Origin of the sequence: Parasphingorhabdus marina DSM 22363, from assembly GCF_900128895.1 — a bacterium.
Classification (GTDB): domain Bacteria; phylum Pseudomonadota; class Alphaproteobacteria; order Sphingomonadales; family Sphingomonadaceae; genus Parasphingorhabdus; species Parasphingorhabdus marina.
In genome coordinates this window covers 1,773,239-1,799,388 of record NZ_FSQW01000001.1, presented here as the reverse complement: position 1 = coordinate 1,799,388, position 26,150 = coordinate 1,773,239, and the positions used below count along the sequence as shown (strand labels likewise).

The 26,150-nt window shown below is 55.8% G+C and carries 19 protein-coding genes; 8 read left to right on the top strand and 11 right to left on the bottom strand.

Features of this window, described 5'->3' with window-relative positions; all coding sequences use genetic code 11:
- Nucleotides 1-9: 9 nt before the first annotated feature.
- Together BUQ90_RS08895 and BUQ90_RS08890 are read right to left on the bottom strand one after the other, a co-directional pair.
- The gene (locus BUQ90_RS08895) at nucleotides 10-1,020 is read right to left on the bottom strand and encodes an NADP-dependent oxidoreductase (RefSeq protein WP_204244756.1); all 1,011 of its coding nucleotides are present in this window, start codon (nucleotides 1,018-1,020) and stop codon (nucleotides 10-12) included.
- Between the two features lie 103 nt (nucleotides 1,021-1,123).
- Nucleotides 1,124-1,957, bottom strand: a complete 834-nt coding sequence (locus BUQ90_RS08890) for an enoyl-CoA hydratase/isomerase family protein (protein ID WP_074204641.1) — start codon at nucleotides 1,955-1,957, stop codon at nucleotides 1,124-1,126.
- 88 nt (nucleotides 1,958-2,045) lie between these two features.
- Between BUQ90_RS08890 and BUQ90_RS08885 the strand changes: the two genes are divergently transcribed.
- Complete coding sequence (locus tag BUQ90_RS08885) at nucleotides 2,046-3,209, top strand: lipocalin-like domain-containing protein (RefSeq protein ID WP_074204640.1); 1,164 nt, start codon at nucleotides 2,046-2,048, stop codon at nucleotides 3,207-3,209.
- Between the two features lie 27 nt (nucleotides 3,210-3,236).
- On the opposite strand, the gene BUQ90_RS08880 is transcribed toward BUQ90_RS08885, so the two are convergent.
- On the bottom strand, nucleotides 3,237-4,403 hold the full coding sequence (locus tag BUQ90_RS08880) for a cupin domain-containing protein (protein ID WP_074205002.1): 1,167 nt from the start codon (nucleotides 4,401-4,403) through the stop codon (nucleotides 3,237-3,239).
- Nucleotides 4,404-4,496: 93 nt separating this feature from the next.
- Between BUQ90_RS08880 and BUQ90_RS08875 the strand changes: the two genes are divergently transcribed.
- Both BUQ90_RS08875 and BUQ90_RS08870 read left to right on the top strand, forming a co-directional pair.
- On the top strand, nucleotides 4,497-5,042 hold the full coding sequence (locus BUQ90_RS08875) for a pseudouridine synthase (RefSeq protein WP_074204639.1): 546 nt from the start codon (nucleotides 4,497-4,499) through the stop codon (nucleotides 5,040-5,042).
- 337 nt (nucleotides 5,043-5,379) lie between these two features.
- Nucleotides 5,380-6,597: an FAD-dependent oxidoreductase gene (locus BUQ90_RS08870; protein ID WP_074205001.1), complete on the top strand. Its 1,218-nt coding sequence runs from the start codon at nucleotides 5,380-5,382 to the stop codon at nucleotides 6,595-6,597.
- Here the strand turns inward: BUQ90_RS08870 and BUQ90_RS08865 are convergent.
- From BUQ90_RS08865 to BUQ90_RS08840, 6 genes are all read right to left on the bottom strand, one after another.
- Nucleotides 6,594-7,832, bottom strand: coding sequence for a dicarboxylate/amino acid:cation symporter (locus BUQ90_RS08865; protein WP_074204638.1), 1,239 nt, complete (start codon nucleotides 7,830-7,832; stop codon nucleotides 6,594-6,596). The genes BUQ90_RS08870 and BUQ90_RS08865 overlap by 4 nt on opposite strands.
- Nucleotides 7,826-9,409, bottom strand: coding sequence for an N-acyl-D-amino-acid deacylase family protein (locus tag BUQ90_RS08860; protein ID WP_074204637.1), 1,584 nt, complete (start codon nucleotides 9,407-9,409; stop codon nucleotides 7,826-7,828). Before BUQ90_RS08860 ends, BUQ90_RS08865 begins: the two co-directional genes overlap by 7 nt.
- 19 nt (nucleotides 9,410-9,428) lie before the next feature.
- A complete protein-coding gene (locus tag BUQ90_RS08855; protein ID WP_159437078.1) occupies nucleotides 9,429-10,679 on the bottom strand; it encodes a M14 family metallopeptidase in 1,251 nt (416 codons plus the stop codon).
- Nucleotides 10,680-10,731: 52 nt separating this feature from the next.
- Nucleotides 10,732-13,839, bottom strand: a complete 3,108-nt coding sequence (locus tag BUQ90_RS08850) for a TonB-dependent receptor domain-containing protein (protein WP_074204635.1) — start codon at nucleotides 13,837-13,839, stop codon at nucleotides 10,732-10,734.
- 177 nt (nucleotides 13,840-14,016) lie between these two features.
- Nucleotides 14,017-14,988 (bottom strand): LysR family transcriptional regulator, encoded by a 972-nt coding sequence (locus BUQ90_RS08845; protein ID WP_159437077.1) that lies wholly within the window; start codon nucleotides 14,986-14,988, stop codon nucleotides 14,017-14,019.
- Nucleotides 14,989-15,149: 161 nt separating this feature from the next.
- Nucleotides 15,150-17,381, bottom strand: coding sequence for a TonB-dependent receptor (locus BUQ90_RS08840; RefSeq protein ID WP_074204633.1), 2,232 nt, complete (start codon nucleotides 17,379-17,381; stop codon nucleotides 15,150-15,152).
- Between the two features lie 177 nt (nucleotides 17,382-17,558).
- On the opposite strand from BUQ90_RS08840, the gene BUQ90_RS08835 reads away from it, so the two are divergent.
- From BUQ90_RS08835 to BUQ90_RS08820, 4 genes are all read left to right on the top strand, one after another.
- Entirely contained in the window at nucleotides 17,559-19,370 is a 1,812-nt protein-coding gene (locus tag BUQ90_RS08835; RefSeq protein ID WP_074204632.1) for a DUF3604 domain-containing protein, read from the top strand.
- Between the two features lie 70 nt (nucleotides 19,371-19,440).
- Complete coding sequence (locus tag BUQ90_RS08830) at nucleotides 19,441-20,034, top strand: TetR/AcrR family transcriptional regulator (RefSeq protein WP_074204631.1); 594 nt, start codon at nucleotides 19,441-19,443, stop codon at nucleotides 20,032-20,034.
- 691 nt (nucleotides 20,035-20,725) lie between these two features.
- Nucleotides 20,726-22,057, top strand: a complete 1,332-nt coding sequence (locus tag BUQ90_RS08825) for a site-specific DNA-methyltransferase (RefSeq protein WP_159437076.1) — start codon at nucleotides 20,726-20,728, stop codon at nucleotides 22,055-22,057.
- Complete coding sequence (locus BUQ90_RS08820; protein WP_143182771.1) at nucleotides 22,057-22,776, top strand: DUF5681 domain-containing protein; 720 nt, start codon at nucleotides 22,057-22,059, stop codon at nucleotides 22,774-22,776. The genes BUQ90_RS08825 and BUQ90_RS08820 overlap by 1 nt, the downstream gene beginning before the upstream one ends.
- An 8-nt stretch (nucleotides 22,777-22,784) precedes the next feature.
- Here the strand turns inward: BUQ90_RS08820 and BUQ90_RS08815 are convergent, their stop codons facing one another.
- Nucleotides 22,785-23,129, bottom strand: coding sequence for a hypothetical protein (locus BUQ90_RS08815; RefSeq protein WP_143182770.1), 345 nt, complete (start codon nucleotides 23,127-23,129; stop codon nucleotides 22,785-22,787).
- A 64-nt stretch (nucleotides 23,130-23,193) separates the two neighbouring features.
- Here BUQ90_RS08815 and BUQ90_RS08810 point away from each other — a divergent pair, with 64 nt between their 5' ends.
- Nucleotides 23,194-23,412 carry a helix-turn-helix transcriptional regulator gene (locus BUQ90_RS08810; RefSeq protein WP_338044524.1) on the top strand — a complete coding sequence of 73 codons (219 nt, stop codon included), beginning with the start codon at nucleotides 23,194-23,196 and terminating at the stop codon, nucleotides 23,410-23,412.
- Between the two features lie 351 nt (nucleotides 23,413-23,763).
- Here the strand turns inward: BUQ90_RS08810 and BUQ90_RS08805 are convergent, their stop codons facing one another.
- On the bottom strand, nucleotides 23,764-26,130 hold the full coding sequence (locus tag BUQ90_RS08805; protein WP_074204627.1) for a TonB-dependent receptor: 2,367 nt from the start codon (nucleotides 26,128-26,130) through the stop codon (nucleotides 23,764-23,766).
- Nucleotides 26,131-26,150 lie beyond the last annotated feature (20 nt).

Genomic DNA, 26,150 nt, shown 5'->3' with positions numbered 1-26,150 from the left:
AAAATGCTATCAAATTGTCTCCGGGCCAACCGCCACGATCGCCTTGCCGATATTCTGGCCCGCCATCAGCTTTTCGAAAAGGACCGGCGCCTGATCCAGGCCTTCGACCCGATCCTCGACATAAGCCAGTTTTCCATCCGCGATCCATTGACCGATTTTTCGGGTAACATTCGGCTGTTCCTCCAGAAAATCATAGACAACTAGCCCCATCACCTTGGCCCGCTTGACGATGAATATCGCCGGATTGGGTCCAGCTGGACGCTCATCTGCCTGATATTGCGACGCCAGTCCGCAGAGCACCACCCGGCCATAGTCGGACAAATTCTGCAAGGCCGTGTCGAGCAACTCACCGCCGACATTGTCATGATAAACACTGATGCCTTCCGGCATGGCGCTTGCTAGCTGCTCTTTCCAGTCCGCATCGCGATAGTTGATGCAGGCATCGAAACCGTAGCTGTTCGTTACCAGTGCGCATTTTTCCTCGGACCCGGCAATGCCGACCACACGCGTGGCGCCCAATATGCGGGCAATCTGGCCCACGGTCCCGCCCACCGGGCCGGCGGCGGAAGAGACCAGCACCTGATCGCCCGGCCGGACGTCCGCCAGATGATGCATGCTCGCCCAGGCCGTCAGTCCGGGCATGCCCGCCACCCCGATTTGCGCGGAAAGCGGTGCCATTTCCTTATCAACCTTGCGCATGTCGCCAGCCGGGACCAGCACATGATCGCGCCATCCCATTTCGCCCGTCACATAATCGCCCACTGCAAAATCCGGATCGGCAGAAGCGACGATCTGGCCTATGCCTTTTCCGGGAATCAGGTCTCCAGGCAGGGGTTGCGGTGTCATGTGCCGTCCGCGCAGGGCGGAGCCGACATAGGGATCGAGCGAAAGATAAATGACGCGGACGAGCAGTTCACCGGCTGCGGGATCTGCCAGCACCTCTTCTGCAAGTTCAAAATCCGCCGCCACCGGGCTTGCGGTGATCTCGCGTCGCAGAATGATCTTCCCTGAAACTGTCACGCTTGCCCTCCGGTTGTCACATGTCCGATGCAGAATCACATCCTGACAACCGCTTTAAATTTGTCCGGACAAATTGGAAAGCCCGATTTGCAAAAACCCGCGCCTATTCCGAACCCAGCTGGCGCACCAGCTCATCGACCCGCAATTCGCCATCTCTTGTCTGTCCGCCAATTTCGAGGAACCGGGTCATGTTCGCCCGGGCGTCCGGTGTACGGATCAGCTGCTGGAACAAATAGGCTTCTTCCGACAGCCCTGCATCGGTATCTGCAGTAGCATTGTTGACCGACTGTTTGGCCAGCCGCACGGCATCTGGCGGATATCCGGCGATTTTGCGCGTCAACTGCTCCACCTTCTCGCCTATCTCGTCTGGTGCGAAAATCCGGTTCAGATAACCCCATTTTTCTGCCGTTTCCGCGTCGATATCTTCGGCCCCGACTATGATTTCAAGCGCCCGGCCACGGCCAACGATATCGGGCAAAGTCTGCGTCCCCGTTCCGCCTGGCAGGATTCCCAGCGGCACTTCCATCTGGCTGATCCGGGTTCGTCCTTTCACACCAAAACGCATGTCCATATTGGACGCGATCTCGTTGCCACCGCCGCCAATTCTTCCTTCGATCTGTGCGATCGTGACCTTGTCCATCGTGCGGAACCGGCGGCACAGAACATGAAACGGATTCGGCTCCGTGCTCTTTTCCGCCTCTCCCTCGACCGGAAAAGACAGGATGAGTTCAACGTCGAAATGGGCAATGAAAAAATCCGGGTCTGCACTCTTGAACAGCACCACGGTCAGATCCGGATCGGATTCGAGTTCAGCCGTTAGCCCCTGCAGTTCCTCATACATTTGCACGGTTATGAGATTGACCGGGGGATTTTCGATGGTGACTGTTGCCAGCCGGCCTTGCCGCGAAACTTTAAAAAGCGCATAATTATAGGCCATATAAAATCCTTTCCTGGAGAAGCGCTGTGTCAGGTGCTCTCTATCGCCACTCAGATTACAGAAGGGCCTGAAAATGGGAACCAGGCAAATGAAAACCGGGCAAATAGCATCCGGATTGGGCAAGTGGATTGTAGTGGTTGCGATCATTCAGATCCTGCCCCCGCTGGCCCTGGCCGAACCGGCCGCCATCGCACCTTCGGACTGGACCCGGTCGCAAAATGGGGAGATGACCGTCTACCGGTCCGGCACCGGTCGGGAAGCGATGATCTTCCGGAACGTAGCGGACGTAACCGATCCGGCACTGGCCGTGAAACTGATCGCAGACGGGCTGACGGCACGGGCCAATATCGTGGTCACATCCCGGGCGCGATCGGAAAGCGGGCTCGCAATCCATGACATCGAATATCAGAGTCGCAATATCGTCATGAAGGGCAAGGTCATTGGCGTACGGCAGGCTGACGGCAAATTCCTTGTCCTGGCCCATCTGGCGCCCCGCTCGGAGCCGGGCCTGACGGAACGGCTGCAGACCAGCACAGAGAAAATGGCGAGCCTGGCTTCAGCAGGTCCGAATATGGCAAGCCACCCGGCCAAACTAGCCACAGCGGTTCCCGCGGCAACAGGCAAATCCGTCCCCGCGTCCGAAATTCTGTTTGACCTCAGCTATAATTATGGTGTCGGAGGCGCTGCCTATCCGGTTTATGATCTGGTCGCGCTGTACAAGGATGGCACCGCCGCGAAACTCGGCGGATATCCGGTAGACGGCGTCGATTTCGCAGCGCTCCGCCGGAACAGCAAGGGCGGTATCGGGCAAAGGCGGCAATCAGGTGGCCAGATAGTGGTCAACTGGTCGGACGGCGACAGCTCAAAGCTCAAAAGAACCGTCGGTCCGCCTCGACCGCTGCCGGGACCGCAAGCGCTGGTGGGCCGGTTTCAGGCAATTGGCGGCGGCGGAAATACGGCGCTGGGCGGCAGCGTCCTGACTGCGCAGGTCAAGCAATTCACCTTTGCCGCAGATGGCCGATTTTCACATGCTTCCACTACCAGCGTGAGCTCCAATGCTGCGGTCGGCGGATCGCGATCCGGGACAGCAGGACGCTGGACACTGAACGGCCCAACCCTCACGCTGGCCTATAATGATGGCCGTACCATCAGAACATCGGTCTTCTATAGCGGGTCTCGCAAAGCCACTGCCCGCAACGGACGCTTCGGCGTCCTGTGGATTGGGGGAGAGGATTTTCGGCGGACGAGATAGAAAGTCTCTCGCCCCTTTGCGACCGATTCAGTCCTGGTCGTCCCAAAAGACAAGACTGCCCTGATTGACCAATGCGGTGACAAGCGACAAAATATTCTCGTCCGGGCCGGGTTCGATCGTTCCCTGCCCCGCTGGAACCGCACAAAGCTGTTCGGCAAACCGCGCTCGCGCTCCGGAACAGTCATGAGAATGACCGTTGGCAAACAGGGTCAGGCTATTGTCGCCCTTCCGGACAAACAGAAACCTGCTGGAGGGGTTGCGGAACAGTCTCGAGCCGGCATCCAGTCGCGCCGCAATGTCAGTTTCCGACTGTTCGGTATTCGGCGCATCGACATGCTCGGCATATTTTGGAATGCTGCCATATTGCCCAAACCAGCGGCGAAAGGCGTCGCGGTCATCGAACCTGCTGCGGATCATCTCATGCATCCGGTCGAGCGCCTCTGCCCGGATCTCTCCCGGGTTTTCCTGCAGCATGAGGTCGGGATCGGCAAAACGCGCATCCTTTACCAGATCCGCCAGCATGTCATCACTCCAGTAACCGATCAGTTCGCTGGTGGATGGCGCGCGGAATCCGATTGAATAGGTCAAGCAGTCATCTCCCACGGCTGTGCCATTATGCGCAATGCCGGGTGGGAGGTAGAGAATATCGCCCGGCCCACATATCCATTCCTCTTGCGGTTCAAATTCGGCAAGCAGACGCAGATCGTCATGGGGCAGGAGGAGCGTCTCTTCGTCGCAGGCTTGTCCGATTTGCCAGCGCCGCTGGCCAGCGCCCTGAATCAGGAAGACGTCATATTGATCGAAATGCGGACCCACACCACCGCCATCGGCTGCGTAACTGACCATGATGTCGTCGATGCGCCAGTCCGGAATGAATCGGAATGGCTCGATCAGTGCCGCAACTTCCGGCACATATTGATCAACGGCCTGGACCAGAAGCGTCCAGTCGCTTTCGCCCAGCGTGGAAAAGCGCTGTTCCGGAATCGGGCCATGTTCCAGCGCCCATCCGGTCTCCCGCCCTTCCGCTCCGGACGTCACCAGACGAGATTCCACCTCTTCCTCGCAAGCGAGACCTGCCAGTTCATCGGCGGACAGCGGATTGCGCCAGGCCTCCCACGGATTGGGAATCATCAGTGGTTTCTTCTGCCAGTGATCCTGCACAAAGGCAGGAATGTCGAAATTGCTCAGTTTCATTTGCGCTCTTGTCGCTGGCGGAAAAAACAGACCCGGATCCGGACGATCCGCAATTTCATTGCCGAGTTCCGGTGCGGCTGTCAAAGAAGCATCATGTCCCGGCTAATCCTGTTCAACAAGCCTTTTGGCGTCCTGTCCCAGTTTACCGACCGGGGCACCACCACCAAACGACCAACCCTGTCTGCCTATATCGATGTGAAAGGCGTCTATCCTGCGGGACGGCTCGACCGGGACAGCGAAGGTCTTTTGCTGCTGACAGATGATGGCAAATTACAGGCGCGCATTGCCGATCCCAAATATAAGCTGCCCAAGACTTATCTGGTCCAGGTAGAAGGAGAACCGGACGAAGAGAGCCTCGACCTGTTGCGAAATGGCCTTGAGTTGAAAGATGGTCGCACCCGTCCGGCGGCGGTCGAGCGAATTGCCGATCCCGGCCTCTGGCTTCGCGATCCCCCGATACGAGTCCGCAAATCCATCCCCGATTGCTGGCTGGAACTGACGATAAGCGAAGGACGCAACCGACAGGTCCGCCGCATGACGGCAGCGATTGGTCATCCGACCTTGCGGCTGGTCAGATCACGGATCGGGGACTGGTCACTGGGAGACCTGCAACCGGGAGAATGGGAAGTTGCGCCCTGAGCCTGCCCGGCCGATTGGCAGGCTTGCCTTGTCAATGGCGAGAGAGAGAGAGAGAGAGAGGAAAAATGTCCGGGGTGACCATTTTGTACAATCCGGCCGTAACGGACTGCGCTAATAGAATTCCCGGAACGATAATTGCGACCCGTTGTTCCAACGCCCCGTCAGCTCCTCAAGCTGGCGGGGCATATTTTTTGCCCGCTTTGTGGCATCGGCTGCGAAACGGCCGGACCTGCTCCGCATTTCATCCATAGACAGCGGCTATAATATGGCGTCGCTTCGCTGTTGGTGTCGGTCGCGCTTCTCTTCCATTCTGTATCTGAAATGGAAACAGATTCAGATGGTTAGGGCACGTTCTGCAGTGATTATCGGTGCCGGTGCAGTTGGCATGGCCACCGCCTATGCCCTCGCCCGGCGCGGATTGTCCGTCACCATTATCGATGAGAATCCGCAGCCGGCCATGGGGGCATCTCATGCGAATGGCGCCCAGCTCAGCTATTGCTATACCGACGCCCTCGCCAGTCCTGCGATTCTGAAAAACATGCCCGGTTTGCTGTTGCGCCGCGATCCGGCCTTCCGCCTGCACTGTCGACCTGACTGGCGATATCTGGCCTGGCTGGCCCGGTTCCTGAGCAACTGCACGCCGAGGAGATTTGAAAAGCACACACTGGCAGGACTCCGGCTGGCACGAGAGTCCTTCCGGGCGATGGACGATCTAACGGCAGCACATGATATCGACTTCGGGCTCCGGACAAACGGAAAGATGCACCTGCTGGATGACCAGCAAAGTCTCGAGAGAGCCAGATATACGGTCAATCTGAAAAACGGACAATGTGGCAAGCAGGAGATACTTTCGCCCGGCGAAGCCATTGCGATCGAACCTGCGCTGGAAGACCGGCGCGCGGACATCGCGGGTGCCGTATATTCCCCCGGTGAGCAGGTCGGAGATGCATTTCGTTTTTGCCAGCAAATGGCCGGGATCCTGGCCGCTTCCTATCATGTACAAACCTGTTTCGGACAAAGGGTTGCGAGGGTTGATCCCGGACAAGCCGATACCCGGATCGAACTGGCAAGTGGCGACATATTGACGGCGGACCTCGCCATCATCTGTGCGGCCAGCTCTTCCGGCAGCCTGCTGACCCCACTGGGGATCACACTGCCGGTTGAACCCATGAAAGGCTATTCCTTCGAGATGCCGATGGGTAACGGGTCGCCGACCACCAGCATTACCGATACCCGCAGGCGGCTGGTTTTTACCAACCTGGGCGACCGGATGCGTGTGGCCGGACTGGCAGATCTGGGTGATCGCCAGGCCGTCCTTCGCGAAAATCGCATGGAAACACTGATCAAGCTGGCGCGACAGTCGCTGCCTGATGCCGGCCGCTTTGATCAGGCATCGAGTTTCTGGGCGGGATTGCGGCCCATGACGCCGGACTCCCTGCCGATCATTTCCCGTCCCATGCCGGGTCTGGCCATCAATACGGGGCATGGCATGCTGGGCTGGACGCTGGCGATGGGATCGGGAGAGCGTCTCGCCAAACTGGTCGGCGCGGACTAGATATCTTCGTCCGAGCGATATTCCTCGACATCGATTTCACCCACCATGCGTCCTACCGCCACTGACACGGTGGCATCACCCGTGACATTGGTCATCGTTCGCATCATGTCCATGATATGGTTGATGCCCGCGACAAAGGCGATGGTTTCGAGCGGCACGCCAATGGCCGTCAGCACCAGGCTCATCATGATCAGCCCCGACCCCGGAATTCCCGCCGCCCCCACCGAACCCAGCGTGGCGGTCAGCGCGATAAGGACGTAGGACATCCAGGTCAGTTCAATGCCGTATAGCTGCGCGCCGAACAAAGCCACCAGTCCCAGATACATGGCGGTTCCGTCCATATTGATCGTCGCGCCAAGCGAGACCGTGAAGCTGGACACACTCTTGGAAACGCCCAGATTGCGCTGAATGCAGCGCAACGTGACCGGTAACGCAGCGTTGGAGGATGCGGTCGAAAAGGCCACTGCCTGGGCATCGATAATCCCGCGGTAAAAATCAGCCAGATTGAGCCTGGCAATGGTCTTCAAGATGATCGGGTACAGGGCCAGTATCAGGATGAAACAGCCGGCATAATTGAGCAGCACCATCTGCGCGAGCGGCAACAGGGCATCAAACCCGAACGTCCCGGCGACCCAGGCCATGAGGGCAAACACCCCGAACGGCGTCAGCTCCATCACCAGCATCGTCATTTTCTGCATTACCGCAGCACCGGCATCTGCTGCGCGGACAATCGGAGCCGCATCCGGTCCGGCCATCAGCAGCGAAATGCCGAACAGCATCGCAAAAATGATCAACGGTAATATCTGTCCCTCGGCCATGGTCATCACCGGATTTTCCGGAATCAGCGAGAGGATCATCTGGGTGACCGAAGTGGTTGCCGGCTCGGGAATCGCAACACCCTCGGGCATCGAAATGTCGAGGCCGACACCGGGTTCGAATATCGTCCCCATGGTCAGACCGATGGATACCGAAATCAGGCCAGTGGCGACGAACAGGGCGATCGCCTTGCCGCCGACATCGCCAAGCTTTTTCAGGTCTCCCAGCGCGGCGATGCCCGACACCAGCGAAAAGAAAATCAGCGGCACGACCAGCATCTTGATCGCCCGGATGAACAGGTCGCCGATCCATTTGATATTCTCGGCTTCCGGTCCCCAGAACAGACCGGCAAGGATACCCAGAACCAGCGCACCGAGAACGCGTTGCCACAACGGAATGGCGAACCAGAATTTCAGCACGCGCTGTCCTTGAGCAGCGATCGACCCGGCAGAGCGCCCGTGTGCTCGCCGCGCTCAATCAGCAGCGAGCCGTTGACGAGCAGATAGCGCACGCCCGAACTCCATTTTTTCGGCTGCTGATAAGTCGCATTTGGTGCAAATTTGTCCGGGTCAAAGATCACGATATCCGCCGCCATGCCCGCCTTGACATATCCCCGATCAGCCAGACCGGCAATATCGGCGACCTGTCCGCTGCTGCGGCGGACGAACCGTGCCATCGTTATCAGTTTCTCCTCCCGGACGAAATCGCGATAGGCCTTTGGAAAGCTGCCATATTTGCGCGGGTGGCCGGTGCTGCCATCGGAACCTGTGACTACCCAGTCCTGCACGGCAAAAGCATGGATGTCTGCGGGATCCATATTGAACGAGGCCAGTCGGGCATCCCCGGTTTCCAGAATCCGGATAGCCGCATCGACCGGTTCCTGGCCGCTGCGTTCCGCAATCTCTGCCAGAGTGAGTCCCGTCTCCACCTGCGCCTTGCCAAGTTTGCCGGTGACCAGAAGTTTCGCCGCGCCCCCGCGCCGCTTCAGTCCGGCCAGCATGCCTTCGCGAATCTCGCTACGCTTAATCGGATCAGCCAGCCTTTCGCGCAAGCCAGCCAGCCCGCCATCCAGAGCCCAGCGCGGCACCAGTGCATTGCTGATCCGCGTACCCGAGGCCGCCCAGGGATACTGGTCGGCGGTCACCTTCTGCCCATCGGCCCGGGCTGCCTCAATGCGGGAGATAATTTTCGCACTGTGACCCCAGACCGCCGGCCCCAATGCCTTGATATGCGCAATATGAACAGCAGCTCCCGATTGCCTGCCAATTTCCAGTGTTTCTTCCACTGCTCCGCTCAGGCCGATGTTATAAGTGCTCTCATCCCGCATGTGAGTATCATAATATCCGCCATGACGGGCGGCGACTTTTGCCAGCTCGACGACTTCCCCGGTTTTCGCAAAATTTTGCGGTGTATAATATAATCCCGTCGAAAGTCCCACGGCCCCCTCGCACATCGCACGGGATATCATGGCTTTCATCTGCTCCATCTCGCTGGCCGAAGGCGCCCGGTCGGCATCGCCGATCACGCTTTTCCGGACATGGCCAAAACCCGCGAGATAGGCGACATTGGTCCCGATCTTTTGGGCCCGCGCCCGGTTCGCCAGCTCTCTGATATCGGTGCGACCATGGCCGTCATTGCCCACGAGCACCGTGGTGACGCCCTGATAGGCAAATGGCAGATTGCGCCGGCGTTCTATGTTCGCGGAATTCAGGTCGCTACCGGCATGGGTGTGCGGGTCGATGAAACCCGGCGCGACGATCAGACCGCTGGCATCAATTGCCCTCGCGTTCGCATGTTTCGCAGCAGCCGCCTTTCCCACGTGCAGGATCCGGTCCCCCGCGATGACGATATCGGCGAGCCGACCGGGACTGCCAGTGCCATCATACAGGGTTCCGTTTCGGATGATCAGGGTCGCCTGTTCCTCCGCAACACTGCTGGCTCCGGTCGACTGGCATGCCATCAATGCAAGAAGCGCGAAACCGGCTGCCCATCTCATGACCGGAGGCTCCTGTTGCTCATTCCGGTTCGGGAGCCAGCAGAGTTTCCATCATCGCGACGGCTGCCTCCTGTGCGACTTTCCGGATCAGCTCGCGGTCGGTTTCATCTCCCATTTCATAGGTCACGGTGGGGACACCATAAGTCCGGTAAACATAATTTTTCGAATTGGCCTGGGAGAGATTTTTGTTGACGCTGCGGCGGACTTCAAAATCGGGCATGCGCGTCTCAAGCAGCCCCAGCCACCGTTTGATGAACAGTTTCGGCCGGGTCGGAAACTCGTCCGGGATCGTGTAGAAGATATCACGCTGGGTCGAATGGAAATCCGCGAAGAAGCTGAGCTCGCGGTCGGGATCTGCGGCCATATCTTTCAGGAGCCGGTCCATCAGTCGCGTCTCGGGTTGTTTGAACGGGCCCCAGTCGCGGTTCAGGTCGGTGCTGCCCGTATTGTGCCGCCAGTAGCCGCGGACCACGCCGTCAGGGTTGAGCATCGGCACAACCGTTGTCGCAAAGCGGGCGCGATATTTTCTGGCAAGCGGGGTGTCGGCAAGCAGGGTTTCCACAAAAGGGAACATCGCAAGCGCACCCGTGATTTCCGGCGGATGCTGTCGGCCGACCAGGACCACTTGTTCCTTCGGCTCTTGCCCAAGTGCGACAATGGACAGGGCCGGAATATCGCGGCCCTCGGCCGATTTGCCCAGTTCAAAAGCTGTCACTTCGTCGGCTGCGGACACACGTTCAATCCAGGCATCATAGGTTGCCGGAACCAGAATCTCCTGAGCGGCGACAAACAGGGGCGTGCCTGGTTCCAGATCAACCTTGAACGTCGCACGCGGGGCGAGCCTGGTCCCTTCCGAACTTCCCAGCTTGTAGTTCAATTCCAACTGCTTGTTGCTTAGCCGTGTCCATATGTTCCCATCAGAACTGGTCTTCGGCCAGTATCGATGGCCACAGGCCTCATAATCCAGAGATATGCTGACTTTCTGCGCCTCGTTGCCCGCGCGTGGCGTTAGCCGGAAGGCATACCAGGCGCTGCAATTGATCGGCGGTGCGTCCTCCGGTGTGATTGTGAGCGTGAAGGCGTTCGAACCGGTCACCTGGCACGAACCGACATTTCCCGCAGGAAAATCGATGTCGAGTACCACCCCGTTCGTCTGGCACAATCCCTGCCGGCTCTCCACAGCGGCAACGGGCGGCTGATCTGTTGTCGCGCAACCTGCCAGCACAATGATCGACGCAAGAGTAACGGCACGAAGGCTTCCGGCTGTCATGGACATCATCCCATATGAAAGAGGCGACCCTTGGGCCGCCTCTGTTTTTCAATCAGAACTTCTTCTGGATTTCAAAGCTGAACTGGCGGCCACGGGCGCTGTGCAGTTCCCCGAAGAAGCCATAGCTTTCGTCGGCAATTGGCGGATCCTGATTGAAAATATTGTTGAAACCGAACTTGATGCGGGTGCCATCAAGGCCCGTATCATTTTCAATCGTGTAGCTGATCGACGCATTGAGCGTGAACCAGTCATCACCGCGGAACAGCGCGCCGGTGTCATTTTGCGTGGCGCTCGGATCATCCCATTCGCCGACATAGCGTCCGAACAGGCTGAACCGGACCGGGCCGTTGCGCAGGTTCATCGAACCGGAAAGACGCCATTTCGGCCGGCCATCCCGTTCAAGCAGTTCACCAAATCCTTCGGCTGCCAGTGTCGCGACATCACCGGCCGACAGTTCCGGAATACCCGACAATACGGATTCCAGATCAGCCAGCGGCGCACCGGATTGTCCAGGCGACTGGTTGAAGCTGATCAGCCGGGCCGCATTGACCTGGAACTTGAGGTCTCCGAACGGCGTGCTGCCAACATCATAGATAATGCTGAAATCGGCCCCTTCAGATGTCCGGCTGTCCAGGTTCTGATAGGGGTTCAGGATCTGGATAATGTCACCAGCCGGATTGATTCCCGTCCCGGCATAGAGCGCTAACTGGCCGGCATCCGGGTCGTCCCGGACAACATTGGGATTGAAGCTGCCCTGGAGGCGCTGGAGCAAGTCAAGATAGAGCGCATTCTGGTTGCCAAGGATGCCGACAATACCGTTCTGACGCACCCGCCAGTAGTCTGCGGTGATGGTCAGGCCAGGCAGGAATTCCGGTGCGAGCACGACACCCAGATTGATGCTCTCCGTTTTCTCCGGTTCCAGGTCCGGGCCGCCGGAACGGAAGTCGATCAGACCTCTTGTACCGCAATCGGCGACTTCGTCTTCGATCCCCTGAATGATCTCGGCGACACATTCCACCGCCGGAATTTCGGAGTTGGAACGGGTTGTCCCCTGATCATTCACCTGCACAAGGTTGGGAGCGCGGAAACCGCGCGACCAGGCACCACGGAGAATGATCCCGCGAACCGGCGTCCAGGATGCGGCGACGCGCGGCACAAACGTGCTTCCCGAGTCCGAGAAACTCTCAAAGCGACCAGCCAGCTGCAGGTTCAGCTCGCTGACCAGCGGGATATCCATGTCCTCGGAAACAATGGGAATGAAGGCTTCCGCATATCCGGAATAGACTTCCCGGTTGCCGCTCGTATCCGGAGACGGACTGGATCCGATGACGTCACTGCCGAAAAAGTCGCCATTAACTGCATTGGTAAAGGTGATCGTGCCATCCAGCCGGGGATCCCGGTCATCGATAAAGGTTTCGCGGCGGAATTCGATACCCGCAGCGAGACCGACATCACCGCCCGGAAGCGTGAAGATGTCCGGACGCGACACCTTGAAGTCCCACAGGGCGAGAGTGGTCTCGCCTTTCCGGAAGACGTCGATCCGCGCGCTGTCGATGGTCGCCGCATTGCTCGGCGTACAATCCGCCAGATTGGGTCCAAGACCCTGCCCCTCGAAACAGCCGCCGTTGAACGGATTATAGGCCGTCGGATCATTCCGGTTGATCGCATCCTGCAGCAATGTGCCGGAAATACGATTCGCGGTGAAATCCGTCGTATTGGCCTGCGAATAGAGAAATCCGGTATCAAAATCCCAGCCCCAGAGATCGCCTCGCAATCCGGTTACCAGCCGGTAGGTATCCTTGGTGACGCGTCCCATACGTGGGCCGAAATCAACAAAGCGATAATCCTCCAGCAGCAGGTCACGCCCGGCATCGGTTACGCCGCTGCCCAGCCCGTTGGTGATGCGGTTGGGGTTGGGTGAACCGTCAGCCAGCGTGGTCGCGCCGAGCGGGTTGTAATAGGCGGATGCGAGTATCCCGATCGGCACCGCGCTGAGCATGGTGTTCTGCTCGCGCTGGCGGCTGGATTCCGAGCGGTAGTAGGACCCCTCGAAATAGAGTTCCACTGCATCGCTCAGTTCATGGTTGAAGAGCGCCTGGAGATTGTAGCGGTCCTTTTCCGAAAAGAGGTCGCGATCCGCGCCGATATCATAGCGGATGGAGCGGTCAATCGTTCCGCCATTGTCAGCACATAATCCATTGCCCAGATCGAGGAACCGGCCATCACCAGGCTGCCCGCTGGCACCAAAAAGGCTGCAGGGTTGCAGGTGAAAGTCATCGTCGCGCAGGACTGTAGTGTTGGAGGAGCTGGCACTGGAGCCTTGAATATCGAATGCACCGAATGGCGAATTGATCGAGCGGTTATCAAACTGGGTATCGCCTTCGAAATCAGTGCCTTCGACAAATGGCCGCAAATCGCTGCTGCGCGAATAGTCACGAATGGACGACGGAGCCCCGTTTTCGTGGAAATAATAGCCGTAGAGCGTCAGATTGCTGCGGCCTTCGTTGAAATCAAATCCGATCCCGCCGCGAATGCTGTAGTTGAACAGGCTGGTACCGGTGGATGCCCTGTAATTGCCGCGCAGAAATCCGCCGTCGAGATTGTCCTTGAGCTGAGTATTGACCACGCCGGCAACGGCATCGGCGCCGTAAAGAGCGGACGCGCCATCACGCAGCACTTCGACCCGGCGTACACCACCGGGAGGGATGGAGTTGGTGTCCGGGGAAACAACCGGCACGAAAAGCTCCGTTTGAAATCCCGGATTCAGAACCATCCTGCGTCCGTTGATCAGCAACAGGGTGTTGCCGGTGCCCAGGCCACGCAGGTTGATCGAGGCAATATCGCCGCGTGCGCCATTGACGCCACCCGCGGTACTTTGTTCATTGAATGCCACCTGGCCAGCCTGGGGGATGGAGCGGAACAGCTCGTCCCCCGATGCCGCATCCGTGGTTTCGATGGCCTCCTCATCCAGAACCGTGACGGGCAGAACATCATCAATCTTCGCGCCGCGGATCTGGGACCCGGTGACGACGATGATATTTTCTTCTTCCGCTGCCGTATCCTGTACTGCGGCGTCCTGCGCCATTGCGGTGCCTGACGTAAATGAAACCAGCGCTGTCGTGCATGCCAGCGCAATAAATCTGTTGCGTGATTCCCTCATCTCTAACTCCCTGTGTCCCGGCCCGTTTTTCGGTGCATTCGAGTTTGCCCCGGTTTAACCGGCGACAGGTGGAAGCTGGCATGAAAGCCGCGCGCATTGCAAGCTTCGAGAACCAACTATCAGAGCGATGGTCCATAACAGAAGGTTATACGTGGCTATTGTGCAACAAATCTCTGGTCAGAATCGGCCAATAACGTTGCCGACCTCATCAATTGTTTCGTCGATCAGACTCCGCTGGGGGTGATCAGCGAGGCTGGCGGCGTAGATCGAGAAAGGCGGGATATCCTTGATCGGGTAGCGAAACAGATCAGCTCCCAGATAGGAATTCGCAGTAAATTCGTCGATGATCGCCATGCCGACACCCTTGCGCACCAGCGCCAGTGCAACGTGATACGTGTGCACGGTCACGATTTCCAGCGGGTTGATGTCCTGCTTGTTCAGCGCGGTTGCGAGAAGAGAGGCCAGCGGGCCGCTATCTTTCATTCCGATATATTCGGCACCATCAAGAAGCTTTGCCTCCACCCCGCCCGCAGAGGACGCAATTTCTTCCGCAGACACCAGTACCAGACGACCTGTACCCAGCTGCCGCGTGGCGATGCGATCATCGCGCAATTCCTCAAAACCAACGCAGGCGTCGCACTTTTTTTCAAGCAGTGAGGAATGGATCTGGTCAGAATGCAGGGTGCGGAGTTCAAAACTCAGATCCGGCATGTCCTCACGGATCTGTGCAATCGCATTTGGCAGGACCGTCAGGCTCAGGGAGGGCAGCACCCCGAAACGGACATGGCCGCCCTTGCGGTGCCGGATGTTGCTGGCGGTCCGGTTAAAGGCCGAGATGCGTCCGTAAATCTCCTGCACCTCGCCGAACAGCTCGTCCGCCTCGGGTGTTGGAAAGAGCCGCCCCTTGCTCCGTACGAAAAGATCAAACCCCAGTTGGTCCTCGGCATAGCGCAAGACCTTGCTGACCGACGGCTGCGATACGTGGAGATCGCGTGCCGCCCCGCTGATCGAGCCAGCGCGATATACATGGTAGAAAATTTCAATCTGGCGCAATCGCATGGTGCCGGAGGAATGGACAAAAGCATCCGCTATTGCAAGTTCGGCCTTCAGCTTTGCGGTATCACGAGGCCGATGGCCCTGCCCCTGCACCACTATATTCCGATCATGAATTGCAATCGTCCCGATGGCTTCGTGAAAAGGAACGTCGCGTTCAAAAACAGGCCCCGCATAAGCGGGGCCAGAGGACACCTTTGGGAGGTGTTGGGGATGAATTTGCAAAGCCTTCCCAGGTTACACCGGGTCGGCGGGCTTCAGTATTTGAACCCAACCGTCACCCCATATTGGCGCGGCGGGATCGCGGTGCCGAATGTGAACAGTCCGGCAACGGGCAGCGCCGAAGACAGGCCCACTTCATCGGTCAGATTTCTGCCGAACACCCGGACATAGACGTCGGCGTTTTCTCCGACGGAGTGGGTATAGGTCAGAGCTGCCGACAAGTCGGATTGCGCCTGGTGCAGGCCGCGCGGATCATTCTGTCCGAAGTTTCCGGGAGCAGCCACAATAGTCGTCTGATAGGAGCTGGTGTTGCTGAACCGGACATTGAAACCGAGCTTGCCATCATCCGCGACCGGCAACTCATAATTGGCAGCAACGGAGAAGGTGACATCGGGAGTCCGGCGCAATTGCCGGCTGGACGCATCCTCACCCGCATCCTGGACCCCATTGACGTTGAGATCGACGAAGAAACTGTCATAGCTGGCATCGAGCAGGCCGAGCGAGCCGACCACCGTGAACCCTTCGAACAATTCCGCCCGCAAATCGGCTTCTGCGCCAAAGATCGTTGCGCTGGCGGCGTTGAGTGTCACGGTTTCCTGGGGATTTGCGGATCCCGGCGGCGTGGCCTGGACGACATCTTCCTGCTTGTCGTCATATTTGGAATAGAAGCCAGCCAGATTCAGCGTAACCGCACCATCGGCAAATTCGGTCTTGGCTCCGATCTCGAAAGAATCCACCGTCTCCGGATCAAATGAAGTGGCGACGGCCGAAGGACTGTTTGCCCGCCCGTTAAATCCGCCAGACCGGTATCCCCTGGCATAGGAAGCGTAGAGGAGCACATCATCACTGGCCCGGTAGTCGAGGCTGATCCTTGGCGTAAATTGGCTCCAGTCATCGTCGTTGCTGAACGCGACGCCGGGGGCCAGTGTTCGGGTGAATTCCTTCTCATCAAAAGAATAGCGTCCACCCAGACTCAGCCTGAGGGCATCGGTCAGCTCGACATCAAAATCGGCAAATACCGCATAGGACTTTGTCTGATGATCAGTCATCGGATTAACCTGTGCACCACCGGGCAAGGTGGTTGTCTGATCCAGCTGATACTCGTTTTCGAAATAGAACAGGCCGATCACCCCGCCCAGGCCGTCGGTGAATTCACCGGACAGTCTCAGTTCCTGTGAAAACTGCCGATAGTCCTGCGCACGATCGGTCTGAAAGAAGGGGATCGAAGTGCCATCAAAGTCCTGGATCACCCGCTCGTCTGAATCTTTGAGCGCGGTAATCGAGGTCAGAGTCAGATCGCCGAAATCATAGTTGATCTGCCCCGAAAACGACCATTCTTCAAACTGAATGTCGCCCAGTTCATTGGCAAAAACCGTCAACAGGTCTTCGCGCCGGTTGCGGTTGCACTGTTCCGGAATGACCATTGCGAAACCCAGACAAATGGCATCCGTATTGTCGGACAGTGATGCCACGGCTGTGTCTCCGCCGATATCCGAATATTCCGCGGTCAACAGAATTTCGAGGTTGCTGTCGGGTTCGATCAGTGCGGTCGCACCAACATTGGTGTTCGAATTGGCGCCGGTGTCCACGCCAAGTGTGACATTATTGTAGAATCCGTCGAAAGTCCGGTCATAGCCGAACAGTTTCAGTCCGAAGATATCGCCATCGCCGAAATTGACGACGCCGTTAAATTCCTGTCGTCCAAAATTCCCGAAAGTGGCTTCGGCCTTGATCCCAAGTTCCTTGGTCGGCCGCGACCGCCGGACATTGATCACACCGCCGATCGTGTTGCGGCCAAAGAGGGTTCCCTGGGGACCGCGAAGCACTTCCACCTGCTCAAAGTCAAACGCGTTGGTGAGCTGGGCGGAGTTGGTGCCGATGAACACGCCGTCAATGACGACGCCTACCGTCGGTTCAAAGCTCCGTTCAATGTCCTCGAAACTGACCCCTCGCAAGGATATGGCTCCTCCACCCGGGCCTGCGCCAACCGGATCGATCACGAGATTGGGTGACAGTGTTTCCACATCCTCGATGGTCAGCGAACCCTGTTCGGCGAGCTGCTGCGGGCTGACAACGGTGACCGCGAGCGGGACGTCCTGAACCGACTCATTTCCCCGCAGACGACCGGTGACGACAATGACATTATCGTCGTCCTCAGTTACCTGTTCCGCGGTCTGTGCCAGTGCCGGTGAACCGGCACCAGCCAACAGTCCGAGAACCGTACCGCTTACCAGTGTATTTTTGAATGCGAGCAACCCCTTGGTCATTTCAATAATCCTCCCTCTTTTACAGGTGGGCGCTTTTTGGCACGCCCTATCTCTAGTAATAAATGAACATACGTTCTATTATTGCTAGTTCCTATCATCAAAACTGACAGGAAATGGCGAGAAGCCAGTTTAGAGCTGCACTGGATGGGTCTACGGGCCGGAGAAACGGGGAGTGGAATGACAGATTTTTCAAAGGCAGCATGGTCGGGAGTCCTGCTCATTTCCCTGTTTTTGACAGCGTGTCAGGACGCCCCGAATGCTCCACCCGATGCCGCTGATCTTGTTGCTGTAGATCCTGACAGTGTTCCCGAACAGGTGTATTGGGGCGATCTGCACGTCCATTCCAGCCTGTCCTTTGACGCCCACAGCTTTGGAAATCGCAATTTGGGTCCTGAGGCGGCCTATCGCTTTGCGCGCGGAGAAACGGTCCGGTCATCTTCCGGGCAGGAAGCAAAATTGCAGCGCCCGCTGGATTTTCTTCTTGTCGCGGATCATGCCGAATATCTGGGTTTTCTGAGCGGCATAGAAGAGAATGATGCGCTGGCTCTTGCCACGCCGCTGGGCAAGCGATGGCAGTCTTATCTCGCGGGAAAGGAAGGCATGGGGCCGATCATGACGGAATATGTCGACATGGTCACCGGCGTCCGGCCGCGCGAAACTCCAGGTAAGAAATTCGCGCAGTCCATCTGGTCAGATGTCATCGAAATCGCCGAGCGCTATAATGAACCGGGACGGTTCACAACATTTGCGGGATATGAATGGACGTCCATGCCCGGTGGCCGCAATCTGCACCGGGTCGTGGTTTTCCGCGATGGCCCGGACAAGACAGGCCAGATCATTCCCTTCTCGGCACTGGATAGCGATGATCCGGAGCGACTGTGGGCCTTTCTGGATCAGTATGAACAGAACACGTCAGGCTCCGTTCTTGCTATTCCCCACAATGGCAATCTTTCCGGTGGAATCATGTTTGCCGACGAAACTTTGTCCGGATCCGCACTGTCTCGGGAATATGCCAAAGCCCGGGTTCGCTGGGAACCGGTATATGAGGTGACGCAGGTCAAGGGAGATGGCGAGGCGCATCCACTGTTGTCGCCGGACGACGAATATGCCGATTTCGAAACCTGGGATGAAACCGACATCTCCCTAACCCCTAAACCGACGGATCCGGAAGCGAAGAAGCGTATGCTGCAGGGCGAATATGCCCGGAGCGGGCTGAAAAAGGGGCTGGCATATGAAGCAGAGCTGGGCATGAATCCCTATCAGTTCGGGATGATCGGTTCGACCGATTCACACACAAGCCTGTCCACCGCCGATGACAATAATTTCTGGGGAAAGTTCAAGGATTCCGAGCCATCAGATGATCGACTGGAATCGGACATGGGCGGCGCATTATGGCCCAACGCAAAGCTGACCGCATCCGGATATACTGGAATCTGGGCACGGGCCAATACCAGAGCGGAGCTATTTGCTGCCATCAAGCGGAGAGAAGTCTATGCGACCACCGGACCCCGGATTCGCCTGCGCGTATTTGCCGGCTGGCAGCTGGAAGCTACCGATCTGGATCGCGAAGATTTTGCTGCCCGGGGGTATCGTCGTGGCGTGCCAATGGGGGGAATTCTTGCACAAGGGGGCGAGAACGGAGCCCCCGATTTTCTCATTCGGGTGATGAAGGACCCCGACGATGCCAATCTCGAAAGGGTTCAGATTATCAAAGGCTGGCGAACCGTGGACGGAGAAGTGAAAGAGAAAGTGCATGATGTTGGGGTGGCGGAGACCGAGAAGGGAGCAGTGACATTTGCAATCCACTGGTCTGATCCGGATTTTAATGTGAGGGAAAACGCGTTCTATTATGTTCGGGTGTTGCAGAAACCGACGGAACGTTGGACAGCATATGACAAGGAGAATTTCGGCGTGCGCGGCTCTTCGGATTATCCCGACTTTATTCAGGAAAGGGTTTACAGTTCACCGATATGGTATCAGCCTGAATAGTCAGTCCCTTTGACGACATGGAGCAACCATTCTGAAACTCGAACAGCATGATTCTGCCAGGCAAAAACGCATGCCGGGCCGGCCGAAAGGCAATTCGGGAGAGCGCACCAAGACGGAGATCATGGACGTCGCCGCCGGCCTCTTCGCCAAACATGACTATGCCGACGTCAATCTGCGACTGATCGCGCGGGAAGCCGGGCTTTCGACATCGGCAATCTACAATCATTTCGATTCCAAAGATGATCTGTTCTCGCAGATCATGCTGAGAATCATGTCGAACACCAGGCAGGCCCTGACTGCAGCCGTCAACAAACCCGGCAGCTGGAGTGATCGACTCGGCTATGTTCTCGACGAGGCGGTCAAGGCGTACAGAGACCAGAATGCCGGCCAGATATTGACGAGCACATCCCAGATAAAGATGGCCCGGGAATCGGAAAAATTTGGTGCCCTGCTCGACGCCCGGAACGAGATTGGACTCGTGTTTCAGGATATTGTCAGACAGGCGGTGGAAAGCGGAGAACTCCCGCCAGATGTCAATGTCCGGCTGGCCGGGGACATGCTGATGGCATTTTCATTCAACGCGATCGGAGCAGTCACATTGCACTGGGATCCCGAAAAGCATATCGACGAAATTCTCTCTGTTTTTAAGCTGTTTGTAAAATAGATATCGTGAAAGTTCTCGACCGCCTTGCCTCGCTCACTGCCGGCTTTGCCGATGACAGACACCCGGCAGCTCCATGCAGAATGGAGTGTCTGTTGCATGCCGGACCGTGAAATGTCAGCTGATATTCGGACGACGGACAGAAGTCAGCTTCAAAGGAGAACAGCCGGCATGATCTGTGCCCGTGTTCCTGAATAGACGTCCAGCGCTGGCGCCAAAGCAAAATCCGGAGACATCAAAACTTAGGAAAAAAGTGGTGCGTGACGCAGTCTGTCGAGAACGGGTCTCTGACCGCAAATCCCTAGTTTTACCCTGTTTTCGGAGATAACAGGGAGCCGATTGCGCCTTTCGCCACCGCTATTCCATTCCGGCTCGCGATGCTCCGCCGGATTGTCCACTTGGAGGCCAAAGTTCGACCTGCAAAAACAGGGAGTCGTTGGTCTTGGATCAGTGAACAAAGCCAGCCTCGTTCATATTGAAACAGGATTGAAGTCATTGATATTGGGGCGAATCCAACGGCTAAAGCCGAACAATAGAAACAGGCGGCTCCTTAGTCCGGAACGGCGTTCCGCTTTTCGCAAAAAGAAGGTTTTTTGATCAATGAGTTGTCAAAAACCCCTACCTGTCAGCCTGTCGGAACTCCTTTTGATCGAGCACAATGCCCTCGCTTTTCAACTCAATGGACGGGCAAATCATGAATGATCTGGAAGTTACATATCTTACGCCTGATGAAATCAAACCCCGGGTTCACGCCTATCGCAAACATAGCGATCATCAGATCAATCTGATCGCAAAGTCGATCCAGACCAACGGTATGATTGATCCTCTTTTGGTGGATGCAAACAATCGCATAGTTTGTGGGGAGGCGGTAATTGAAGCTGCGAAGAAGATCCGGCTAAACCGGGTTCCCGTCATTCGCATAGAACATCTAAGTGAAGCAAAGCTTCGTGCCTATGGGCTGGCGGCTAACAAGCTGGCTGAGTTGTCTGGCTATGATGAAGATATCCTGGCGCTTGAACTTGCCGATATCAATCAACTGCTCGATGATCCGGATCTGACCGATCTTGGATTTGAAACCGCTGACCTTGATCGGATAATGGGACTGACCGTGGTCGAGGCCGAACGTGTCGCCGCTTTGCCGGTCAACATAGATTCTGCAAACATAGTGACCAAGCCAGGCGATCTGTGGGGACTTGGAAAGCATAAACTCTACTGCGGCGATGCCAAAGACGAGACGAGCTATGCGCGGTTAATGGGTGAGGATCGTGCCCAGCTGACACCTGCCGATGTCCCCTACAATGTCAGAGTTGCAGACATCTCAGGACTCGGAAAACACAAGCATAAGGAGTTTATAGAAGGTTCTGGTGAGCTATCGTCAAACGAATTCGCACGGTTCCTAACGCTCTCCATGCGATTGATGCGGGGCTATAGTGCTGATGGCTCCCTGCACATGGTCTTCATGTCCTGGCCGCATCTGCTTGAGCTGCTTCGGGCAGGAAAAATTGTTTTTGACGAGCTCAAAAACATCATTACCTGGGTCAAGAGCAATGGGGGTATGGGAAGCCTGTATCGTTCCCAAACTGAATTTGTGGCCTTGTTCAAAAATGGCACTGCACCGCATGTCAACAATATCGAGCTAGGTCGACATGGTCGCAATCGCTCCAATGCATGGCACTATGATGGCCTGAACAGTTTTGTCGCTGATCGGGATGAACTGCTGGCTATGCACCCAACGATTAAGCCGCTCGAAATGATCAAAGATGCGATTCTGGATTGCAGCAATCAAAACGATATCATTCTTGATCCATTTGTTGGTTCTGGAACAACTATCGTTGCTTGCGAGCAGGTTCGACGCCGGTGCCGGGCTATTGAACTCGATCCGCTCTATGTCGATGCATCGCTTCGCCGCTTCATACAGGTGACCGGCGTTGAGCCAACTCATCTCCCATCCGGCCAGTCATTCTCGGAGCGAGAAGCAGCAGTCCCTCAGCCAATCTTGGAATCTAGCATGGAGGTAGCCAATTGATGTCCAATCCAGCTCACACCAAAAAGCCATATAAAGTCGGCCCCGGTTTCCCACCTCCAGAACATCAATGGCCTAAAGGAACATCAGGAAATCCCAAAGGAAGGCCACCCAAAAAGCAAAAGGAAAAGCTGTCTGTGTTAGCGGACCCGCTTACGCAAATGATCGTTTCGCACGGCGACAAGAAGCTCCCTGTTCCTGTCGGCGGAGATATTCAGAAAATTTCAGCGATAGAGGCGGCTTTAAACAAACTCTTCAAAATGGGAATGGAAGGCCATAGTCCTTCGCTCAGACTTTATCTTGAAATACAAGCAGAAGCTCAACGCAGTTTGCATGCGGCGAATGATGAGTTTACAATGGCTGCGATCATATGGCGCAATCGCTATCTAGAGCAGTTTCTGGAAAGTGACCGACTAAACAAACCTCTGCCTGATATTCTGCCAGATCCGCGAGACATTATTTTTGATGAAACAGGCATGGCGAGGATTGTTGGGCCGGTAAATTATCAAGACAAATTGGAAATGGATAGCATTGTTGAGCATCAAGAAACGGTACTGACCTGTTTGGATGACTTGGCCAGCAATTCCCGAAAAGCTGACATTCTGGAAAAAGAGATCCGGCGGCTCAAGAGAAGGTTGACTAAATGTAATGCGGCATTGCCTCCCAGATTGCGGAAACTCTGGCAGCGGGCGCCGCATAAGGACCATCAATCGACCAACTAATCCTATGTTCAATACAAGGGAACTCCAGATTCTCGAATCTGTATGTCAAAATACCGACTGGTGTGGCTGCGCGAACACTTTTCGAAGAAGAGATTGCTTCCTCGCACTTTTGGATTTTTGATCAAGTAGGCATTGTCTCCATCATAAACAAAGGCCGTCCAACCGGCATATCCACCCATTCGATTTCGGGAGTTTACAAACCCACATGTGACAGTCCCCTTCCCTGCCCAAGCAAGGTCATCAAATTTAGCTGAGTCCGGATCGATCAGCTGTTCGCGTACCGCATCCTTGGCACCGCCTTGACATCCCGTGACCATCATCAGCATAGCCAATCCAAGTATCGAATGGCGCATTCCCACTCTCCCATACATCAAATTACATACTATAGTTGATAAACAAGATTGCAGATGATCGCCAATGGTTACTGGCATGGATATGCGGAAACTTGTGGGCGACAACGTCTGTCGGATCCGAAAGGAACGAGGCTTGACCCAAGAAAAGCTCAGCGAGCTTTCCGGCTTGTCGCAGCAGTACATAAGTGATCTAGAACGAGGTAAGCGGAACCCCACGATCGTGACGATCTATGAGATCGCTATGGCGCTGGAAGTTGAGCACTTGGACCTAGTTTCGCCGTAAGAGCCAATGCCTGTTGTATCCCGGAAGCGGACATTGGCATTTGCATCGTAAAGCGTATAACGGATCTACTTGGACTACCTGCCATGCTGGCAACAAACAACAGAGGCGTTGTTTGTTGCCACGGCATAACTGGACTCATTTTGAAATTCTGTCGGTAAGCTGGTTAGATAGAGATTCAATAGATTCTGCAACTTTGATGGCCGCAACATTTTGTCCATGCTGGTCGAGTTTCGCAAGTATACTTTCCATCTGGGCAAGCAGTTCCGCGATAACCACATTTTCCCGCATGGATCGAATATCTCGCTCCCGGATAACGCCGGATTGATCCAGAAAAACCGGCCAGAGTGTTCACTAAAACCTATAGCTCAACCGGAGGATCATCTCCCTGGGCTCGTTGGGTGCAACGAACGTTCCAGGACCGGCTTGCAAACCCCAGGCCAGAACATGCTCTTCCGTCAGGTTCTTGCCAATCAATGAGATTGTGAGTTCATCGCCCGGCGTGGTGAGGCTCACATTGGCGTTGAAAGTTGCATAGGATCCCTGGCGCAGCACATCCACATATTCCAGTTCCACGAAATACTCGCTCGAAAAGTTGACGTCTGCACGGAATCCCAAATCCCACTCACCCAGGAAATCAGGCTGATCGAGTGCGATATAAGCGGCACCCTTCCAGTCGGGTGCAAAGATCAATGGAAGCCCGGCATAGTTACACAGAATGTCACCTGTCAAAGGATCTGGCTCCAATGCCCCTCCTATAGTTGGGCAATTTTCCGACGCACCAGGAAAATCATCATAGCGGGCGTTGGTGTAAGCAACATTTCCGCCCAAGGTCCAGTTTTCCGAGAGTTCCACAGTAGCATCTAATTCGACGCCCCAAACGGTTGCCTCAGCAGCATTTTGAACCTGGAATTGGGTGGTAAACTGGCCAGGAAGGGCACGTGCAACCTGCAAGTCTTCTACGAGCATGTAAAAGGCTGCAGCATTCACTTGAAGTGGCCCGAACACACCCTTGGCACCAAGTTCAAACGCAGTGTTTAACTCATTAGAAAACTCGCTGATTTCCAAATTGCCGGCAACGTTTTCCTCGGGTCGGTCAGAGAATCCACCGGTTTTGTGCCCTTGTGATGCAGAGGCAAATATTGTCAGATCAGGATTGGGTTCCCAACGCAGGGTAACTGACGGAGTAAAGCGATTCTCATCGCGATTCAAATCAGAGATAAAGTCATTCGGGCCTGTGCCGGGATCTGCACGTAGTACTGCAGGATCCGCCCCTCCTGCGCCAACGCGCCGGAAGAAAGAGAAGTCTTTTTCTTCATAGGACCAGCGGCCGCCAAAGATGGCCGACCATTCGTCACTGAAGCGCCAACGAACTTGTCCGAACAAAGCGGCGGTCTTCGTATCCTGAGACCAATCTTCAATAAGTGAATTTACCGGGCCACCTCCGAAGAAGGTCGCTACATCAAAATCGTCAAACTGTAATCTGGTGACTTCGCTGGTTTCAAAATAGCCGCCGACGATAAAATCAAATGTCTCGAATTCTTCTGATGTCAAACGCAATTCCTGCGTAAAACCTTCATATTGTTCGTTGCGGGTAGCGCGTAATCCGCCACCTGTCACACCACCCTCAATTGCAAGAAACTGATGGAAGAATTCCACAGATTGATAGGCACTCACCGATGTGAGAGTTCCAAGACCCTCAAATTCATGATTGATTTCAAGCGTTGCGTTGTAAGTGTCTTGGTTGCGGTTAGGGCAGAATGTTCTACCGTTCAAGACAGCTGTGCAATCATAATCACTCTTCCAGTCCCTATCAAAAGAGAAATTTGGCGAGAAACGTTGGAAGAAAGATTCTGGTACTGGCTGTCCGGCGAATGGGCCTCCAGGGAAAATCGAGCTTGTAACTTCGGATGGCGTCTGCCCTTCTTCGTCGAAGGTTAGAAATTCGCCTTTCAAATCAATTGTCGTATTGGGGCCAATGTCGAATTGCAGCTTTCCTCTAAGTCCAAAATCTTCGCGAGTGCCGCCATCGGGGCCCGGGAGCCGGTTTTCTATAAATCCATCCCGATCGCGGTAAAGAGCCGCTATACGGAAGCCTGCGCTGTCGCCTATCGGTCCAGAAAGAAATGCTTCGCCGCCCCAAGAGCCGCCAACCGTGCTGTAATCGCTTATGTAAGCGTCAAAACCGCCCTCGAAACTGTTGGTTGGATCCTTCGTGTTGATGATGACCGCGCCAGCAATAGTGTTTTTACCGAACAGTGTCCCTTGCGGTCCGCGCAATACCTCTACGTTCCCCACGTCGAATAGGGGATGGAGGTTGATTGCAGCACGGCCGATATAGACTTCGTCGATGAAACGGCCAACGGATTGTTCAATAGAATGGGTCGTACCTGAACCAATTCCGCGCACATATAGATTGGGCAAGATGCTCGCATCAGAAAACTCAAAATTGGGAACATATGTAGAAATGTCTGCAATATCTATTGATCCGGTATCCGAAATTTCCTCCGATCCGAACGAACTCACCGATACCGGCACATCCTGAATGCTTTCTGGTCGCCGTGTGGCTGTGACGATGATTGTATTGTCATCTTCCTGCCCCGCGACCTCTTGTTGGCTAGTATCATTCAGTTGAGCATTCGCTGTTGCAGGGTAAATTGGTATTGATGCACAAATAGCACTTGCGCTGGTCAGCAAAACGAATTTTGAAAACTTCTTCATAATATCCTCCCGGTCCTATT

What these genes read in the sequence shown, in the direction of transcription:
- BUQ90_RS08840 (WP_074204633.1), bottom strand. Translation starts at nt 17,381, where the DNA reads ATGACCAAGGGGTTGCTCGCATTCAAAAATACACTGGTAAGCGGTACG.
- BUQ90_RS08850 (WP_074204635.1), bottom strand. Translation starts at nt 13,839, where the DNA reads ATGAGGGAATCACGCAACAGATTTATTGCGCTGGCATGCACGACAGCG.
- BUQ90_RS08810 (WP_338044524.1), top strand. Translation starts at nt 23,194, where the DNA reads ATGGTTACTGGCATGGATATGCGGAAACTTGTGGGCGACAACGTCTGT.
- BUQ90_RS08885 (WP_074204640.1), top strand. Translation starts at nt 2,046, where the DNA reads ATGAAAACCGGGCAAATAGCATCCGGATTGGGCAAGTGGATTGTAGTG.
- BUQ90_RS08820 (WP_143182771.1), top strand. Translation starts at nt 22,057, where the DNA reads ATGTCCAATCCAGCTCACACCAAAAAGCCATATAAAGTCGGCCCCGGT.
- BUQ90_RS08815 (WP_143182770.1), bottom strand. Translation starts at nt 23,129, where the DNA reads ATGCGCCATTCGATACTTGGATTGGCTATGCTGATGATGGTCACGGGA.
- BUQ90_RS08890 (WP_074204641.1), bottom strand. Translation starts at nt 1,957, where the DNA reads ATGGCCTATAATTATGCGCTTTTTAAAGTTTCGCGGCAAGGCCGGCTG.
- BUQ90_RS08870 (WP_074205001.1), top strand. Translation starts at nt 5,380, where the DNA reads ATGGTTAGGGCACGTTCTGCAGTGATTATCGGTGCCGGTGCAGTTGGC.
- BUQ90_RS08855 (WP_159437078.1), bottom strand. Translation starts at nt 10,679, where the DNA reads ATGACAGCCGGAAGCCTTCGTGCCGTTACTCTTGCGTCGATCATTGTG.
- BUQ90_RS08825 (WP_159437076.1), top strand. Translation starts at nt 20,726, where the DNA reads ATGAATGATCTGGAAGTTACATATCTTACGCCTGATGAAATCAAACCC.
- BUQ90_RS08830 (WP_074204631.1), top strand. Translation starts at nt 19,441, where the DNA reads ATGCCGGGCCGGCCGAAAGGCAATTCGGGAGAGCGCACCAAGACGGAG.
- BUQ90_RS08860 (WP_074204637.1), bottom strand. Translation starts at nt 9,409, where the DNA reads ATGAGATGGGCAGCCGGTTTCGCGCTTCTTGCATTGATGGCATGCCAG.
- BUQ90_RS08875 (WP_074204639.1), top strand. Translation starts at nt 4,497, where the DNA reads ATGTCCCGGCTAATCCTGTTCAACAAGCCTTTTGGCGTCCTGTCCCAG.
- BUQ90_RS08880 (WP_074205002.1), bottom strand. Translation starts at nt 4,403, where the DNA reads ATGAAACTGAGCAATTTCGACATTCCTGCCTTTGTGCAGGATCACTGG.
- BUQ90_RS08835 (WP_074204632.1), top strand. Translation starts at nt 17,559, where the DNA reads ATGACAGATTTTTCAAAGGCAGCATGGTCGGGAGTCCTGCTCATTTCC.
- BUQ90_RS08805 (WP_074204627.1), bottom strand. Translation starts at nt 26,130, where the DNA reads ATGAAGAAGTTTTCAAAATTCGTTTTGCTGACCAGCGCAAGTGCTATT.